General features: G+C 58.0%; 12 protein-coding genes. 8 read left to right on the forward strand and 4 right to left on the reverse strand.

The window, feature by feature from the left end; genetic code table 11:
- Window positions 1-308: 308 nt before the first annotated feature.
- A complete protein-coding gene (locus tag WE862_RS13360; RefSeq protein ID WP_042032058.1) occupies window positions 309-2,783 on the forward strand; it encodes a glycogen/starch/alpha-glucan phosphorylase in 2,475 nt (824 codons plus the stop codon).
- Between the two features lie 64 nt (window positions 2,784-2,847).
- Here WE862_RS13360 and WE862_RS13365 read toward each other — a convergent pair whose 3' ends face one another.
- Both WE862_RS13365 and trxC read right to left on the reverse strand, forming a co-directional pair.
- Entirely contained in the window at window positions 2,848-4,230 is a 1,383-nt protein-coding gene (locus tag WE862_RS13365; protein WP_042032059.1) for an SLC13 family permease, read from the reverse strand.
- A 150-nt stretch (window positions 4,231-4,380) separates the two neighbouring features.
- Window positions 4,381-4,815, reverse strand: a complete 435-nt coding sequence (gene trxC, locus WE862_RS13370; protein WP_339058631.1) for a thioredoxin TrxC — start codon at window positions 4,813-4,815, stop codon at window positions 4,381-4,383.
- 153 nt (window positions 4,816-4,968) lie between these two features.
- Between trxC and WE862_RS13375 the strand changes: the two genes are divergently transcribed.
- The 4 genes from WE862_RS13375 to WE862_RS13390 all read left to right on the forward strand — a co-directional run bounded on the left by WE862_RS13375 (window position 4,969) and on the right by WE862_RS13390 (window position 12,043).
- Complete coding sequence (locus tag WE862_RS13375; RefSeq protein ID WP_042032061.1) at window positions 4,969-7,773, forward strand: hybrid sensor histidine kinase/response regulator; 2,805 nt, start codon at window positions 4,969-4,971, stop codon at window positions 7,771-7,773.
- Between the two features lie 163 nt (window positions 7,774-7,936).
- On the forward strand, window positions 7,937-9,673 hold the full coding sequence (locus WE862_RS13380) for an ABC transporter transmembrane domain-containing protein (protein ID WP_042032062.1): 1,737 nt from the start codon (window positions 7,937-7,939) through the stop codon (window positions 9,671-9,673).
- Entirely contained in the window at window positions 9,670-11,421 is a 1,752-nt protein-coding gene (locus WE862_RS13385) for an ABC transporter transmembrane domain-containing protein (RefSeq protein WP_042032063.1), read from the forward strand. Before WE862_RS13380 ends, WE862_RS13385 begins: the two co-directional genes overlap by 4 nt.
- A gap of 148 nt (window positions 11,422-11,569) precedes the next feature.
- Entirely contained in the window at window positions 11,570-12,043 is a 474-nt protein-coding gene (locus WE862_RS13390; protein WP_041210317.1) for a DUF4442 domain-containing protein, read from the forward strand.
- A gap of 84 nt (window positions 12,044-12,127) precedes the next feature.
- Here WE862_RS13390 and ybcJ read toward each other — a convergent pair whose 3' ends face one another.
- Window positions 12,128-12,361, reverse strand: a complete 234-nt coding sequence (gene ybcJ, locus WE862_RS13395) for a ribosome-associated protein YbcJ (protein ID WP_033116144.1) — start codon at window positions 12,359-12,361, stop codon at window positions 12,128-12,130.
- Between the two features lie 256 nt (window positions 12,362-12,617).
- Between ybcJ and WE862_RS13400 the strand changes: the two genes are divergently transcribed.
- The 3 genes from WE862_RS13400 (at window position 12,618) to pdxY (ending at window position 15,041) form a co-directional block, all read left to right on the forward strand.
- Window positions 12,618-13,181 carry a VC2662 family protein gene (locus WE862_RS13400; protein WP_042032064.1) on the forward strand — a complete coding sequence of 188 codons (564 nt, stop codon included), beginning with the start codon at window positions 12,618-12,620 and terminating at the stop codon, window positions 13,179-13,181.
- Between the two features lie 76 nt (window positions 13,182-13,257).
- Complete coding sequence (locus WE862_RS13405; protein WP_042032065.1) at window positions 13,258-14,013, forward strand: DUF429 domain-containing protein; 756 nt, start codon at window positions 13,258-13,260, stop codon at window positions 14,011-14,013.
- Window positions 14,014-14,177: 164 nt separating this feature from the next.
- Window positions 14,178-15,041 carry a pyridoxal kinase PdxY gene (gene pdxY, locus WE862_RS13410; RefSeq protein WP_042032066.1) on the forward strand — a complete coding sequence of 288 codons (864 nt, stop codon included), beginning with the start codon at window positions 14,178-14,180 and terminating at the stop codon, window positions 15,039-15,041.
- Between the two features lie 108 nt (window positions 15,042-15,149).
- Here pdxY and WE862_RS13415 read toward each other — a convergent pair whose 3' ends face one another.
- On the reverse strand, window positions 15,150-16,268 hold the full coding sequence (locus WE862_RS13415) for a glycerol dehydrogenase (RefSeq protein WP_198493507.1): 1,119 nt from the start codon (window positions 16,266-16,268) through the stop codon (window positions 15,150-15,152).
- Window positions 16,269-16,408 lie beyond the last annotated feature (140 nt).

The raw sequence follows: 16,408 nt of genomic DNA on the forward strand, positions 1-16,408 counted from the left end.
GTTTCAGTGCCTATTTTCAAGGATTTTCAAAGCCTGGCAATCGTTGAAAACCTATTCACGTTATTTTATTTTAACTTTAAACATAACCTATTGATAAAGGTGGTTATTTTTTATGAATGGCAACGAGTCAAAGGAAAGGGTTTTCACGCTTTCGGGGCGGTTTTCATCGGTTAAAGTGTGACTTGCGTTAACTTTTAATTGTGCGGCTTTCGTTAGTATTCTCACGCCGGTACATATTTTGAGATAACAACAGCGCCGGTCCCGATCCTCGGGATAACAATTTTATTTGTAACGAAGGAATATGGTTTATGGCTACCAAGAAGAAGACAGACCAGGATCTCCAACTGGATAAAGATCAGCTCAAGGCGAGTATCGTGCGTCACCTGCGTTCTACCTTGGGAACAAGCGAACAGAAAGCCTCTCACGATGCATGGTGGAAAGCCACCGCAGCGGCGGTCAACGAACAGGTTTACGAGCGCCTGACCCGCACTCAGCAGACTCACTTCAAGAAAGATACTCGTGCTATTCACTATCTCTCTGCTGAATTCCTGATGGGGCGTTTGACCTCCAACAACCTGCACAACCTCTCTCTTTACAAGATTTGTGAAGAGGCGCTGAGCGAACTCGGTCTGGATCTGACCGACCTGTGTGAACAGGAGCCCGATATGGCGCTCGGCAATGGTGGCCTGGGTCGTCTGGCAGCCTGCTTCATCGACTCGCTGGCAACCCTGAACTACCCGGCAGTGGGCTACGGTATCCACTACGAACACGGTCTGTTCCGTCAGGAGATCCAGGATGGCCGCCAGATTGAGCGTCCGGACTCCTGGCGTGAATATGGCAACCCTTGGGAGATTTGCCGTCCGGAGTCGGTACAGGAAGTCCCCCTCTATGGCTATGTCGAGACCGTTTTCGGTGATAACGGCGGTCTGAAGAAGGTGTGGCACGCGGGTCGCAAGATCAAAGGGGTGCCTTGGGATATTCCGGTCGTCGGTTTTGGCGGCAGTACCGTCAACATCCTGCGTCTGTGGGAATCCCGAGCCTCCGAGTTTTTTGACTGGGACGTGTTCAACGCCGGTGGTTACATTGACTCCCAGGCAGAGAAAGCACAGGCCGAAACCATCTCCAAGGTGCTCTATCCGAACGATGAGACCGATGCTGGTAAAGAGCTGCGTCTGATCCAGCAGTACTTTTTCTGCGCCTGCTCCATCAAGGACATCATGCGCCGCTACAAGCGGGTGCATGAGAGCGACTTCAGCAATTTCGCGGCCCAGATCGCTATCCAGCTCAACGATACTCACCCCACTATCGCCATTCCCGAACTGATGCGAGTGCTGGTGGATGAAGAGGGGCTGGACTGGGCGGCCGCCTGGGAGATCAGCTATCAGGTGTTCTCCTACACCAACCACACCCTGCTGCCGGAAGCGCTGGAGAAGTGGTCTGTCAGCCTGTTCGAGAAGGTGTTGCCACGCCATCTCGAGATCATTTATGAGATCAACGCCCGTTTCCTGAACGAGCTGGTCGAACCCAAGTGGCCCGGTAACGATGCCATTAAAGCCAAACTCTCCATCATCGAAGAGGGGAGTGTACGCAAGGTGCGCATGGGCAACCTCTGCGTCATCGGCTCTTCCAAAGTGAACGGCGTTGCGGAGATCCACTCCAAGCTGGTCAAGGAAGATCTCTTCCCCGAGTATGCCGAGCTGTGGCCAGAAAAAATGTGCAACGTGACCAACGGCGTGACGCCGCGTCGCTGGCTGCTGGCGTGCAACCCGGAACTGGCTGCACTCTATAACGAGGTGGTGGGCAAGGAGTGGCCGCTGCAGCTGGACAAGCTGCGTGGTGTCGTGAAGTTTGCCGACGACAAAGCGTTTCAGAAGCAGTTTATGACCATCAAGCGGCACAACAAAGAGAAGCTGGTCAAGGTCATCAAGGCGGAAACCGGCATTGATGTGAGCGCCGAGGCGATTTTCGATGTCCAGATCAAGCGTCTGCACGAGTACAAGCGTCAGCAGCTGAACCTTATCCACATCATGGCGCTCTATCGTCGTCTGCTGGCCAACCCGGACTATGACATGTATCCGCGCGTGTTCATTTTCGGCTCCAAAGCGGCGCCGGGTTACAAGCTGGCCAAAGACATCATCTATGCCATCAACAAGTTGGCGGATCGGGTCAACAATGACGCCCGCATTCAGGGCAAGTTGAAAGTGGTGTTCATGCCGAACTACCGCGTGAGCCTGGCCGAGAAGCTGATCCCGGCAGCTGACGTCTCCGAGCAGATCTCCACTGCAGGCTATGAAGCGTCCGGTACCGGCAACATGAAGATGGCTCTTAACGGTGCCATCACCATCGGTACGCTGGACGGCGCCAACATCGAGATCGCGGAAGAGGCCGGTGCTGAAAACTGCGCCATCTTCGGTCTGAACGTGGACGAGGTGAAGGCCCTGAAAGGCCGCGGTTACAACCCGTATGACTTCTACTATGCGAACTCAGAGCTGAAAGCTGTGCTGGACTGGTTTGATACCGACTACTTCACTCCGGGTCGTCCGGGTGAGCTGGCTTCCATCAAGCGCTCCTTGCTGGAAGGGGGTGACCCTTACCTGACACTGGCGGACTTCCAGTCCTACTCCGATGCGCACAAGCTGATCGATACTTGGTATCGCGATCCGGCGCTGTGGGCGAAGAAGGCCATCATCAACTCGGCCACTATGGGCAAGTTCAACTCCGACCGTTCCATTCAAGACTATGTAGAGCGGATCTGGAACCTGAAACGCTGCTCCGTCAACTAACGGTTCACGGCAATAAAAACCCCCGCAATGCGGGGGTTTTGTTTATCTGGGAGGCTAGCTGTTATCAGAGAATATCGCCAACAAAGAAAGCCAGCATCGCCAGCAGCACAGTGAAGACCAGATTCAATGACATACCGGCTTTCATCATCTCTTGCTGGCGGATATGGCCGCTGGCAAAGACGATGGCATTGGGCGGCGTTGCGACTGGCAGCATAAAGGCGCAAGAGGCACCGATAGCGATGAGAACCGCCATGACGACGGGAGAGACGCCCAGCGCTTCAGCCACACCGGCAAAGAGCGGGATCAGCAGCGCCGCGGTCGCGGTATTGGAGACCAGCTCGGTCAGGAAGACCACGAAAGCGGCAAGCAGCAGCAGGATCACGAAAATGTTGGCGTGAGAGAGGACAGCCGACAGATGTTCCGCCAGAAAGGCGCTGGTACCAGTGGCCTTGAGGATAGCGCTCAGGGTCAGGCCGCCGCCAAACAGCATCAACACGCCCCAGTCGGTGTTCTTGTTCACATCATCCCAGCTGGCGACGCGGCTGACCACGATGGCAACGATGGCCCCCATGGCGATCAGGGTATCGAGTTGAGGTATCCCGCCAAAGGCGTTGGAGATAGGTTGCGAACCGATCCACAGCACCACAGTGGTCAGGAAGATAGCAAGGGTAACTTTGCGCTCGCGGGTCCAGTTGATGGTGACATCCTGCAGTTCAACCTTGTGGTTGAGCTGCGGGCGAGTGACCAGATAGAGCAGGGCAATGCCGCAAGGCATCAGGATAATTACGACCGGAATGCCGAACTTCATCCAGTCGGTGAAGCCGATCCCCATCTGGGCTGCTGCAATCGCGTTGGGTGGGCTGCCCACCAGGGTGCCGATACCACCGATGCTGGCGCTGTAGGCGATACCAAGCAGGACGAACACGAAGGTGGCACGATTCTTTTTGCTATCAAGGCGGGTCAGCATGCCGATCGCCAACGGCAGCATCATGGCGGTGGTGGCGGTGTTGCTGATCCACATGGACATGGCGGCGGTAATGGTGAAGAGCAAAATGACGCCCCAGCCAAGGTGCCCGTTGGCCAGATGCATCACCTTGCCAGCCATCAGGGTGTCCAGTCCCTGTTTGGAGAGGGCGGCAGCCAGTGCGAAGCCACCGAAAAAGAGGAAGAGGATCGGGTTGGCGAAGTCGGTGAGTGACTTGCTCATGTCAAAGACCCCGAGCACGGTCGCGAGCAAGGGCACCAGCAGTGCGGTGATGGTGACATGGAGGGCTTCAGTCAGCCAGAGGATGGCGATGAATACCAGAATACCCAGCCCTTTGTTGACCATGGGGTCAAACGGTAGCCAGGCGAGCATGGCGCAGAGCAGCAGGACATCCAGGATAACTATCCCTGATTTGACATCCAGCCAGCGAGATGAGGCTGAGGGTACAGCAGATGTGTGCATAATGTTCTCTCGGTTAATTTATGGTTGTTTTTGTGTTGCCGAGACTACATCTCTTCACCTGGGGGAAACAGGCCTGTGTGTCGAAAATCAGTCACTACTCACAGAGTGATTGATTAATCGGCGCGAAATTAAACATGTGCGCAACATCCATCAAACGTTGACGAATTGCTCCAGCCACTGCTTGAACATGCTCTTGGGCAGTGAACCGTTGACTTGCGCCACCATCTTGCCCTGTTTGAAGACCATCAGCGTGGGGATGCTACGAATGGCGTAGCGTGCAGCGATGCTGGTTTGCTGCTCGGTATCCACTTTGACAAAGCGCATTTGTGGTTCCATTTCGTTGGCCACTTCGTGAAATACGGGGGCAAATTGTTGGCAAGGGCCGCACCAGCTGGCCCAGAAATCGACGACAACCGGAATGTCGGAGCTGATGAGAATATCGAACTGGTTGTCACGACCGAGAGTCGGGGTCTGGCCAAAAAGCGCGGCTTTGCAGTGGCCGCACTTGGCTGAATGGTCGATATGGTCATCAGGCAGGCGGTTTCTGGTAAAGCAGTGGCTACAATAAGTAGTGACAAATGACATAATTGGCTCCTGTAGATGTATTCTGGTGGGGAGATTTGCTGCCCAATCAGCGCCGCGTCACGGTAACACAATGACCGGCAGGAGTGGATCATGCTCCCGGGGTTCATTACCCTGCAGGATAATTCAGCGACCACAGTTGAGAGTCGAGACGGGATGAACAAAGGATCACGGAAAAACCGTGTGCTGCTTGGGCTGGTTGTGGCCTTGCTGCTCGCGTTTTCGGGATACTGCTGGCAGTTGCTCAGTCAGCAGCAGCAAGCTGAGGATATGAGTACCGCAGCAGAGGTTGTGCTGAACCGGATTAATTCGGATACCGTCTATTTGCTTGGACGGGAGCAGGCCAATGACACCAACGTCCAGCAGCGCCTCAGCCAGTTATCTGCAAATCTGGATAGCTTTGTGCGTATGGTTCGCAGTGATCCACTGCTCATCTCTTTTCCCCTTTCCCAGACTCTGTTGCAGGATATGGACTCCTATCTGATGGAGCTGGCCCAACTCCATGCCATGGAGATGGCGATAGAGTACATTCAGCAGCCATTCCAGCTGCAACTGCACAAGGTACTGGCACTGCCACAGGCAGACGACACCTTGCAGAGCAATCTCAAGGAGCTGGCACAATTGGGGTCATTCCTGCAAAAAAGCTGGAGTAAAGAGGAGCAGGAGCAGCTGACCCTGCAGCAGCAACAATTGACAACCCGCTATCGCGATCAGCCAGACGTTATAGCTCTGGTTCAGTTGAGTGCAGATCTGAGCCGCCAAGTGGTTGCGTATCACACATTGCGTAACAGGCTGATCGACATGCATGTGGTTGATACTCTGGTGCGCTGGAAGCTTGATCGGCTTGAGTGTGCCGCCAAACTGATGAACCGCTTCTATCTGATGGTGCTCGGGGGGGCTTTGATTTGCTTTGGTCTGGTGGCCTATACCCTGTGGCGGCGAAATCAGAAGCTGAGTGAGCTCTCTCACCAGACCGGTCTGCTGGCGCAGGCCAAAAGCGATTTTCTGGCCAACATGAGCCACGAGATCCGTACGCCCATGAATGCCATCATCGGTTTCAGTTCGCTGGCGCTGCAAACCGAGCTGGATCAACAACAGCGTGATTATCTTGGCAAGATAAAATCCTCTTCAGATACCTTGCTGCTGCTGATCAACGACATTCTCGATTTGACCAAGGTGGAATCAGGCAAGCTGACGCTGGAAGAGATCGATTTCGATCTCAGCGAGCAGCTGGATTCGCTGGCGGGCATGTTTGCCGATCTGGCTGAACGCAAACATGTCGAAGTGATCATCTGCAAATCTTCCGATGTGCCGGTTTTCCTGCGTGGTGATCCCCTGCGTCTGGGGCAGGTGCTGGTCAACTTGGTCAATAACGCTATCAAGTTTACCGAGCGCGGTGAGGTGGAAGTATCGATTAGTTTGGCCAGTGCGCACCCCATGCGGATCCGCTTCAGTATCCGTGATACCGGTATCGGGATTGCGGAGGATAAGCAGGCTCATTTGTTTCAGGCGTTTACCCAGATTGATGCCAGCAATACCAGAAAATATGGGGGTTCCGGCCTTGGCCTAAATATCTCCCAGCGCCTGGTGGAACTGATGGGCGGGCGGATCTCGGTGCAGAGCAAACCCGGGGTCGGTTCGCTGTTCCAGTTTGATATTCCCATGACTCAGGCTGTTTATGGCGTGGCCGGTCGTAAAGTTTTCTTCGAACATCAACCGCTGGTGCTGGTGATGGATGACAACGAGCTGGTGCTGGATCTGGCCAAAGATATCCTGACCCGCGCCGGCGTCAGAGTGCTTGCAGTCAATTCGCTTTCCCGTGCTCGTCAGGTGTTGCGGGAAGAGGGGCAGAGCCTGAAGCTGGCTATTCTCGACTGGCGGATGGGGCAGGAGGATGGGTTGGATCTGGCCCTCGAGATGTATCAGCACAGCCAATGGCGCCGTATTCCTATTCTGATGATCAGTGCCTGGTCCAGAGATGGTCTGCACGGCAAGATGGAAAGCATCGGGCTGACCCATTTCCTGCCCAAGCCGATGACCGAAAACTCCCTGCTGGCCAAGGTGGATGAGCTGCTCAACGGCAGCTCTTATGAACACCACTTGCGACAAGCGGAAGCGCAAGGTGATCAGCAGCATTTCAAATCTCTGCTGCAGGGAACCCGGGTGTTGCTTGCCGAAGACAACCGGGTTAACCAGCAACTCATTATCGAATATCTGCGCCGGGTGGATGCAGTTGTGACCGTGGTCAACAATGGCCGCGAAGCTGTAGAGCGCGTTGCCGAGCAGCCGTTTGATGTCATCCTGATGGATCTGCAGATGCCGGTGCTCGATGGTCTCGATGCTACCCGCCAGATCCGCAAGATGGTCGACAAGCACGACGTCCCTATCATTGCGCTGACCGCCAGTGCCATGCCTGGGGACAAGGAGCGTTGTCTGGGGGTCGGGATGAATGGTTATGTCACCAAACCGGTCAGCAAGCTCGATCTTTACAACAACCTGCTGCAGTGGGTAAAACCACAAGAGCTGGAGCAGAGCGGCATGCTGGAGGTGAAACCGCCCGACATGATGGGGGTGCTCGACCTGCAAGATGCATTGAAACGGCTGGAGCAGGACAAGGAGGCGCTGCAGATCCTCTTCAAGCTCTTCATGTCGGAGCACAAGGATGACCTGTGGGAGATCCGTTCAGCCTTGCGCCGTCAGCAACCTGATGTTGCCAGCAAACTGCTGCACACTCTCAAGGGGGTGTCGGCCAATATCTCCGCAGCCCGTTTGCAGGTGGTCGCTGGGGAGCTGGAGTGGCGGCTGCGGCAAAACGAGGTGCTGAGCGAAGCAGACCTTGAGCAACTGCAACAGGTATTCAGCCAGACCAGAGAGGAGGTATCCCACTTTCTTCTGACCGGTGAGCAGCACGAAAATTCGTATAGCCCCTATGCAACAGGTGATGATCGTCCCTCTCAGTGAATTAAATAGTAATTATTCTCATACTCCCTGGTTCGGGATATGATGACCCTTCGATTCAAATCGCCTCCAGCCGGAGGCGATTGTTTTCTTTTCTGATGTCGACCCGTGAGAATGTTGTCTGCATCTGTGCGTTATGGCAGTTAAAAGGGCAAAGGTTGGTGGTGTGAGCGTATTTATACGATTGAGCTGGTTTTTCAGGGAGCAGTGGCGGCGGTATCTGATTGCCATCTCTCTGCTGATGGTGGTGGCCTTGTTGACCGTCATTCCGCCCAAAGTGGTTGGCTGGGTGGTGGACGGCATTACCAGGGGATCCCTCGATAGCGCAACGCTGACGGGCTATCTGGCCGGACTGTTTGGCCTCGGTTTACTCATCTACATGCTGCGTTATGCCTGGCGAGTCATGCTGTTTGGCGCCTCGTACCGGCTAGCCTTTGTGCTGCGCAACCGTCTGTTCAGCCATTTCACCAGGATGAGCCCCGATTTCTACCAGCGCCACCGTACCGGCGATCTGATGGCCCATGCCACCAACGATATTCAGGCGGTGGAGATGACTGCCGGGGAAGGGGTCTTGACCCTGGTGGACTCCATCATGGTCGGGGTGCTGGTGCTCTCCATCATGTGCAGCCAGTACTCCTGGCAACTGACTCTGCTCTCCCTGTTGCCACTGCCGGTGATGGCTTTTTTCATGAACCGCTTTGGCAAGCAGATCTACAAGCAGTTCAAATCAGCGCAGGGGGCTTTCTCCAAACTCAACAACAAAACCCAGGAGGCGCTCTCCGGTGTGCGAGTGCTGAAGTCCTACGCCGTTGAATCTCTTGAGGATCAAGGTTTTGCCGAACTGACCCGGCAGGCCGGGGAACGCAACATGGCGGTGGCCCGCATCGATGCCAAGTTCGATCCCGTCATCTATCTCTGCATCGGTTGCTCCTATTTTCTGGCGGTAGCGGGTGGCAGTGCGCTGGTACTCCGTGACGAGCTGACCCTGGGGGAGCTCACCAGCTTCACCATGTACCTCGGCCAGCTGATCTGGCCCATGTTCGCCATCGCTTGGTTGTTCAATATCATAGAGCGCGGCAGCGCCGCCTATTCGCGGATTGAAAGTCTGCTCGGCGAGCGAAGCGATATCGAAGAGCCGGCTCACCCGCTTGCGTTGGTCTCGCCCTTCCCGTTGCAAGCCCGCGATGTGGGGTACCAGCTTGAGCAGCGTACCCTGTTGCAGAGTGTGGATTTCACCCTGCAAGCTGGCGGTATGCTGGGGATTGTCGGGCGTACCGGTGCAGGTAAAAGTTCCCTGCTCAAACTGCTGATGCGGCTGGCCAATCCCACTGCGGGAGAGATCCGCATGGGGGATATTCCCATCTCGCAACTTGCGCTGGGTGAGCTGCGCAGCCAGTTCGCCTATGTGCCGCAGGAGCCATTTCTGTTTTCCACCACCATCGCTGCCAACATCGCCCTTGGTCGGCCTGATGCCAGCCGCGAGGAGGTGGAGCGGGTGGCGCGGATCGCCTGCGTCCATGACGACATCAGCCGTTTCCCCAAGGGCTACGAGACCGAAGTGGGGGAGAAGGGGGTGACCCTCTCCGGCGGCCAGAAGCAGCGGCTCGCCATCGCCCGTGCTCTGCTGCTGGAGGCGCCCATTCTGGTGCTCGATGATGCGCTCTCTGCGGTGGATGCCCACACCGAGCAGCAGATCCTGCACGCTCTCAAGGCGCACAAGCGCACCCTCATTCTGGTCAGCCACCGGATGACGGCGGTGGAGCAGGCCGATGAAATTCTGGTACTGGAGCAGGGGGCAGTCAGTGAGCGTGGCCGCCACGGCGCCCTGATGGCTCACAACGGCTGGTATGCAGATATGGTGCGTTACCAGCGTCTCGAAGAAGCAGTGGAGGAGAGCCTGTGAACCCGACCATCAAACGGCTGCTCGCCTACTGTGCCCGTTATCCGCGCTGGCTGATCCAAGCCGGGCTCTGCTTGCTGTTGGCCACCGGTGCCGAAGTGGCGGGCCCCCTGCTCATCAAACTGTTCATCGATGACTATTTGACACCGCGCCAGCTGGTGTGGCCCGCCATTGCAGCCATTGCGGCCGGCTATCTCGGTTTGCAGGTGCTCTCTGCCGCGGGTTTCTACCTGCAATCCCTGCGCTTTAACCGCATCGCCCAAGCGGTGGTGCAAACCTTGCGCGAGCAGGTATTTGCCACCGCGATCCGCTTGCCGGCCCGCTACTTTGACCAGCATCGCTCCGGCTCGCTGATTTCCCGCATCACCAATGACACCGAGGCGATCATGAACCTCTACGTGCAGGTAATTGGGCTGCTGGTGCAGAAGGTGGTGCTCTTGTGCGGCATTCTCATTTCCATGGCGCTTCTGGATCTGCGGCTGATGCTGGTGTGTGCCTGCCTGTTGCCGGCGGTGGGCGGAGTGATGTGGCTTTACCAGAAACTGAGCGTGCCTGTAGTGCGGGCGACCCGCAGCCTGCTCTCCGACATCAACAGTCGTCTCAACGAGTCGCTACAGGGGATGCCGGTCATTCAGGCCATGGTGCAGGAGCGCCATTTTGCCAACGCCTTTGCCGAGGTGAACCAGCAGCACTGGGCGGCGCGCCTCAAGAGCCTCAAGATCAACGGTATCCTGCTGCGCCCGCTTATCGATCTTTTCTACATGATGGTGCTGATCGGTCTGTTGGCACTGTTTGCCCGCGAGGGGCTGAGTAGCGCGGGTGCCATTCAGGTGGGGGTGCTCTACGCCTTTATCAGCTATCTGGGGCGGATGATTGAGCCGCTTATCGAGATGACCAACCAGCTCAACCAGCTGCAACAGGCGATGGTGGCGGGGGAGCGGGTCTTTGCCCTACTCGATGAAACCCGCGAGAGCACCGACGGCGAGCTGCGCCCGCTGGAAGGAAGGGTCAGTTTCGAGCGGGTGAGCTTCTCCTACGATGGCGAGCAGCAGGTGCTGCGCGACATAAGCTTTACCGCCACACCGGGCCAGATGCTGGCGCTGGTGGGGCATACCGGCAGCGGCAAGTCCACCATCATCAGCCTGCTGATGGGCTTCTATCCGCTGGATCTGGGCACCATCCGCTTCGATGATCACCCGATGGCGAGCCTGTCGCTCTCGGCGGTGCGCCGCAGCATAGGGTTGGTGCAGCAGGATCCCTTTATCTTTGTCGGCACTCTGGCCGAGAACCTGCGACTCGGCCGCGACGGCATCGACGAGGCGCGGCTGTGGCAGGCGCTGACCGAGGTACAGCTGGCCGAGTTTGTGCGCAGCCTGCCGGAGGGCTTGAACACCCTGATGGAGGAGGGGGGCAAGAACCTCTCCGCTGGCCAGCGCCAGCTGCTCTCCTTTGCCCGCGCGCTGGTGGGGGATCCGCGTATCCTCATTCTGGACGAGGCCACTGCCAGTGTGGACTCCCAGACCGAGTTGGCCCTCTCTTCGGCGCTGGCGGCGGCGCGTCGTGGCCGTACCACCATCGCCATCGCCCACCGCCTCTCGACCATCGTCGATGCGGACGAGATCCTGCTGCTCTCTCGCGGTCAGGTGAACGAGAGGGGCAGCCATGGCGAGTTGATGGCCCTCGGCGGTCACTATGCCCAGCTGTTCGAGATGCAGAGTCAGGGGGCCTGGCTCGAAGAGAAGCGGGCCTGATCGACCGGCAAATGCAAAAAGAGGGAACCGGTGCGGTTCCCTCTTTTTTGTGTCGGGCAAATGGTCATAACCGTGATCCCTGTGCTTGTTGAATGACGGCGATGCAGGCAACATGTTGTTTACATCAACTCATCGGATCAGTTCGCATATGGATTTGCAACGTTTGAAGGCCAACCTTGCGCTGCGGCTCTTTGCCTGGCGCTACATTCCCGTTATCGGTTTTTGTGCCCCGATCATCGAAGAGATGAACGCCAAGGCGCTGCGCATTCGCATTCCCCTTGGCTGGCGAACCCGCAACCATCTGGGCAGCATGTATTTTGGCGCGCTGGCGACCGGCGCCGATCTGGTGGGCGGTCTGCTGGTGATGGAGAAGGGGCGGCAGCGACGCAAGAAGGTGCACTTCGCCTTCAAGGATGTACAGGGGGAGTTTTTGAAGCGGCCCGAGGGGGATGTGCAGTTTGACTGCGCAGCGGGGGAGGAGATCGACGCCATGATCGATGAATCGCTGGCCACTGGGCAGCGCATCAATCGCCCCATCCAGGTGGTGGCCACCTGTCCGTCACTGAACGGGGATGAGGCGATGGCGCGTTTCGTATTGACCCTCTCGATCAAGGCCAGCTGACGCGCTCAAGAGATACGCCCGTGCGGGCTGCTCAAACGCTCCGCCAGCAGATCTGGCGGAGCGGTGGCAATCAGCCGTGGCCGATCACTCGATCTCCGGGCTCATCCCCTCTTTGACCACGACCTTCATGCCGTTGAAGTTGACCACCTGCTCGGCCACGATCTTGCAGCGCTTGCGGGTCTCTACCTGACCGTCCACTTCGACCAGCCCTTCGGCGACGAGCGCCTTGGCCGCGCCGCCACAATCGGCCCAACCCTGATGCTTGATAAGGTCACACAAGGCAACGAAGGGGTGACCTTCGAGCAGAAACGTCTCCATGGGAAATCCTCTAACTGGATGAATGCCGGACGTGGCAGGGCGGCTATTTTAGGCAGTTCACCCCGGCAAGGAAAGGGAAGGGGGCCGATGGCCGTGAAAAATGGCCGGACACAGGCGGCCTTTTTGCGTGCCACCCCGCATTTGGCGGCTGGCTGGGACGCCTGATGACGCAGCGCGTCCCTCACGCTGTCCCCTCGGTACTCCCCGGCTGTTAGCATGCTCCTTTTCCTGCTGATGCAACTGCAAGGAGCATTCCATGACACTCTCCCGACTGCTGCTGGCCTGCGGCGCCCTCACCCTGTGCGGCGTAGCGCAAGCCAGTACGCCGGTACAGTTTTCCCTGCCCGGGGTCAATCTGCCCGCCTCCCATCAGGTGGAAGGGGCGCGCGCCTCTCTGCTGTACGGTCGTACCGGTCAGGTGAAGGGGATCGATCTGCCGGTGTTTGCCCTCTCCGATGTGGATCGGTTCAGTGGCCTGCAGCTCGGGATCTTTCTCGGTGCCGGCCGGGTGCGCCACCAGTTTGGCGGGGTGGCCATCAATGCCGTCAACTGGCATGAGGGGCAGGATACCGGCATCAATCTCGGACTGGTCAACCTGACCAACAACGTACAGGGGCTCAACTGGGGGGCGGTCAATATCGCCAAAGGCAATGCGCTCGCCAACGTCGGGCTGGTCAACTATGCCGAGCGCACCACCTTCCAGATCGGCTTTATCAATGCCACCAAACACCTCGACGGCTTGCAGATCGGATTGGCCAACTATGCCGCCAACGGCGTTTTCCCCATTTTGCCACTGGTGAACTTCCAGAAATCGTTCTGAGTAGGCAGTTCGCTTTGCGTTAAGCGTCTTGGCTGATTACCCTGTGCCTCTTCTATCCGTGACACAGAGGTAACAGATGACGGCAGGGCTGATGAGTGCAATCGGAATTGGCTGGGATGTGCGGGGCTGGCAGGGTAGCGCCCAGGCGGTGGCCGTGGTGGGCTGGCAGGCCGACTCCAACCGCCTGCACTGGCTCGGGGTGTCGCCGCTGTTTCGCCTGAGCTCACGGGTCGCGCCGGATCTGGCCGCCTTGCTGCGTCCGGCCCTGCAGGACGAAGCCTTGCTTGCGCAGGTCGCGGCCTGCCCGCAACTGGCGCTCGGTATCGATGCGCCGCTTGCCTTTCCCCGCGCCTTGCGCGACCTGCTTAACGGCCGGCCGCTCTCCTGCGCCGTGCCCGAGCGTGAGATAGATAACCCCTACGCTTATCGCGACTGCGAGCGCTGGTTGCATCAGCAATATGGCAAGAAGCCGCTGTCGGCCACCTTCGATCGGCTCGGCAACAACGCCACCCTGGCGCTCTCCATGCTGCCCAATTTGGCTGATCTGCAACTGGTGCCGACTGTCGCCTCGCAGGCCTGTCGCGCCGTGCTGGAGGTCTATCCGGCGCTGGCCAAGGTTGCGGGCAAGGCATCCCCTGCCAGACCCGAGCTGGCGGCGCTGCTGCCTGCCGATGTGGTGCCGGATACGGATCGCTACGATGCGGCGCTGTGCGCCCTGATGGCGCTGCAATATGCCGCTGGTGGCCGGGTTGCCCAACTGCCCGCCCTGTTGACTCCGCCAGTCGGAATGGCGCCGGATGAGGGGTGGGTCTACCACTTCGCCCGTCCATAGCGAGCAGAAACAACGAATGCAAAGCAGTGCCGAATGGCATGGCTTCAGGCCAAAAGCCTGCGTTTAATCAGGAAAATGCCGGTTCGTGCCGTGACAGGGTGGCAATCCAATATCTTCATCCGATATATTGCCCCCTTTGCTGATCCTTTGTTGTGGTGATCCCGATGAAATCCGTTATCTCTATTCAGTCCCACGTGGTGTTCGGCTGTGCCGGCAACAGCGCTGCCGTCTTCCCCATGCGCCGTCTGGGGGTCGACGTGTGGCCTGTCAATACGGTGCAGTTTTCCAACCATACCCAGTACGCACAGGGCTGGCAGGGGATGGCGATGCCGGCGGGACACATCAGCGCGCTGGCCGAAGGGCTGGGCAATATCGGGGTGCTGGGCCAGTGCGATGCGGTGCTGAGCGGCTACCTGGGTTCAGCCGAGCAGGGGGACGAGATCCTCAAGGTGGTCAACGCTGTCAAGGCGGCCAATCCAGACGCCATCTACTTCTGCGATCCGGTGATGGGGCATCCCGAGAAGGGGTGCATCGTCGCCCCCGGCGTCACCCGTTTTCTGACCGAGCAGGCGCTGCCGGTGGCCGACATGATGGCCCCCAACCTGCTGGAGCTGGAGACCCTCTGCGATACCCATCTGGCGGATCTGGCGCAGACCCGCGCCGCCGCCCATCAGCTGCTGGCCCGTGGCGTCAAGCTGGTACTGGTCAAGCATCTGGGCCGCGCGGCGCAAGACCCAAGCCGCTTCGAGATGCTGCTGGCCACCCCGGATGGGGATTACCTGATTGCCCGCCCGCTCTATGACTTTGCTCGCCAGCCGGTCGGAGTCGGCGATCTTATCAGCGCCCTGATGCTGGCCAACCTGCTGACCGGCCACGATGCGGTGAGCGCCTTTGAGCGCACCAATGCGGCGGTGGACGCCGTGCTGCAAGAGACCTGGCGCCAGCAGGCTTACGAGCTGCAACTCATCGCCGCGCAAGAGGCCTTTGCCCTGCCTGAGGTTGACGTGCGGGCGGTGAAACTGCCCTGAGTCAGCGCAGACGTTCGTCTATCCCGACAAGAGATGGATTGCAGATGAAAAAGGCTTGCCAATGGGCAAGCCTTTTTGCTGTTTGCCGCATCGGGTGCGGCAAATCAATCAGGCGCGGGGATGGCGGAGGCGATAACGCTCTGCCATGGCATTGGCCGCTACCATGGCGGCATAGACATCCTGTTCACTGACTGTCATCGGCATGTTGCCCATGGTATCGAGAGGATCGCAGGCCAGCTGCGCCACCTTGCGCCACTCGCTTTCATCAAAGTGGGTGAGCCCAAGCTCTTGCAGCGTCATCGGCAGGCCTGCACAGTCGATGATGCGCAACACCTCATCAAGTTCATGTTGCGGGGCGCGCTCAAGCACCAGCTGGGTCAGCAGGCCGAAGACCACCTTCTCGCCATGCTGGGCACGATGAAGTTCAGCGATCAGTGACATGCCATTGTTCACGGCATGGGCAGCAGCCAGCCCACCGGCTTCTGCGCCGACCCCGCTGAGGTAGATGGTGGCTTCGATGACCTGCTCCAGCGCCGGAGTGGAGACATGGTGGCGTATCGCATCCATCGCCAGTTCGATATTTTCCCCCAGCAGCTCATAACAGAGCTTTGCCAGACCCAGCCCGGTACGCGAAGGACGCTTGCCAACCAGATTGAGCCCGTCGGCCCGATAGCAGGCGCGCGCTTCGAAATAGGTGGCCAGGGCATCGCCGACACCTGCGGAAAAGAAGCGGGGAGGGGCGGCAGCAATGAGGGCTGTGTCAGCCAGCACCACGTCCGGATTTTGCGGCAGGAACAGATAGCGCTCAAATTCGCCCGCCTGGTTGTAGATGACTGCCAGTGCCGTACAGGGGGCATCCGTGGAGGCAATCGTCGGGAACAACACAACCGGACGACGCAGATAGAAGGCCACGGCCTTGGCGACATCCAGCGTCTTGCCGCCGCCGATCCCGACAATCACGTTCGCGCCATATTGCTCGGCAAGGTGGGTCAGACGCTGGATCTCCTGTTCAGTGCATTCGTAGCGAAACTTGTCGACCACTCCACTGAGGCCAGCCTGCAGGATCCCCGCCAGGGCCTCCTCTTGCACCCGCTCAAGAATGAACTCGTCGCTGATGAGCAGCGCATTGTCACCAAAATCTTTAACGTGCTCATGGAGTTGCGGGAGAAGGTGTTGGCCGATGATGAACTTTTTGGGGGAGGTGACAGTACGGGGCAAAGTAGGCATCCATTATTCCTCAAGGCAGTGAACAACATAGATTTGATTATCAAATGGGTCTCACACGATACGCCTGCTGAAGCAAGAGATGAACAAGAAATGGGGCTCGTATTATCCCTTAATTAATCATTTTTTTGGTTTTGTTATAT

The organism is Aeromonas jandaei, assembly GCF_037890695.1.
In the GTDB taxonomy this organism is placed as follows: Bacteria; Pseudomonadota; Gammaproteobacteria; order Enterobacterales; family Aeromonadaceae; genus Aeromonas; species Aeromonas jandaei.

Coding starts and splice junctions, on each gene's coding strand:
- pdxY (WP_042032066.1), top strand. CDS start 14,178: ATGAAATCCGTTATCTCTATTCAGTCCCACGTGGTGTTCGGCTGTGCC.
- ybcJ (WP_033116144.1), bottom strand. CDS start 12,361: ATGGAGACGTTTCTGCTCGAAGGTCACCCCTTCGTTGCCTTGTGTGAC.
- WE862_RS13405 (WP_042032065.1), top strand. CDS start 13,258: ATGACGGCAGGGCTGATGAGTGCAATCGGAATTGGCTGGGATGTGCGG.
- WE862_RS13365 (WP_042032059.1), bottom strand. CDS start 4,230: ATGCACACATCTGCTGTACCCTCAGCCTCATCTCGCTGGCTGGATGTC.
- WE862_RS13400 (WP_042032064.1), top strand. CDS start 12,618: ATGACACTCTCCCGACTGCTGCTGGCCTGCGGCGCCCTCACCCTGTGC.
- WE862_RS13375 (WP_042032061.1), top strand. CDS start 4,969: ATGAACAAAGGATCACGGAAAAACCGTGTGCTGCTTGGGCTGGTTGTG.
- WE862_RS13390 (WP_041210317.1), top strand. CDS start 11,570: ATGGATTTGCAACGTTTGAAGGCCAACCTTGCGCTGCGGCTCTTTGCC.
- WE862_RS13415 (WP_198493507.1), bottom strand. CDS start 16,268: ATGCCTACTTTGCCCCGTACTGTCACCTCCCCCAAAAAGTTCATCATC.
- WE862_RS13360 (WP_042032058.1), top strand. CDS start 309: ATGGCTACCAAGAAGAAGACAGACCAGGATCTCCAACTGGATAAAGAT.
- trxC (WP_339058631.1), bottom strand. CDS start 4,815: ATGTCATTTGTCACTACTTATTGTAGCCACTGCTTTACCAGAAACCGC.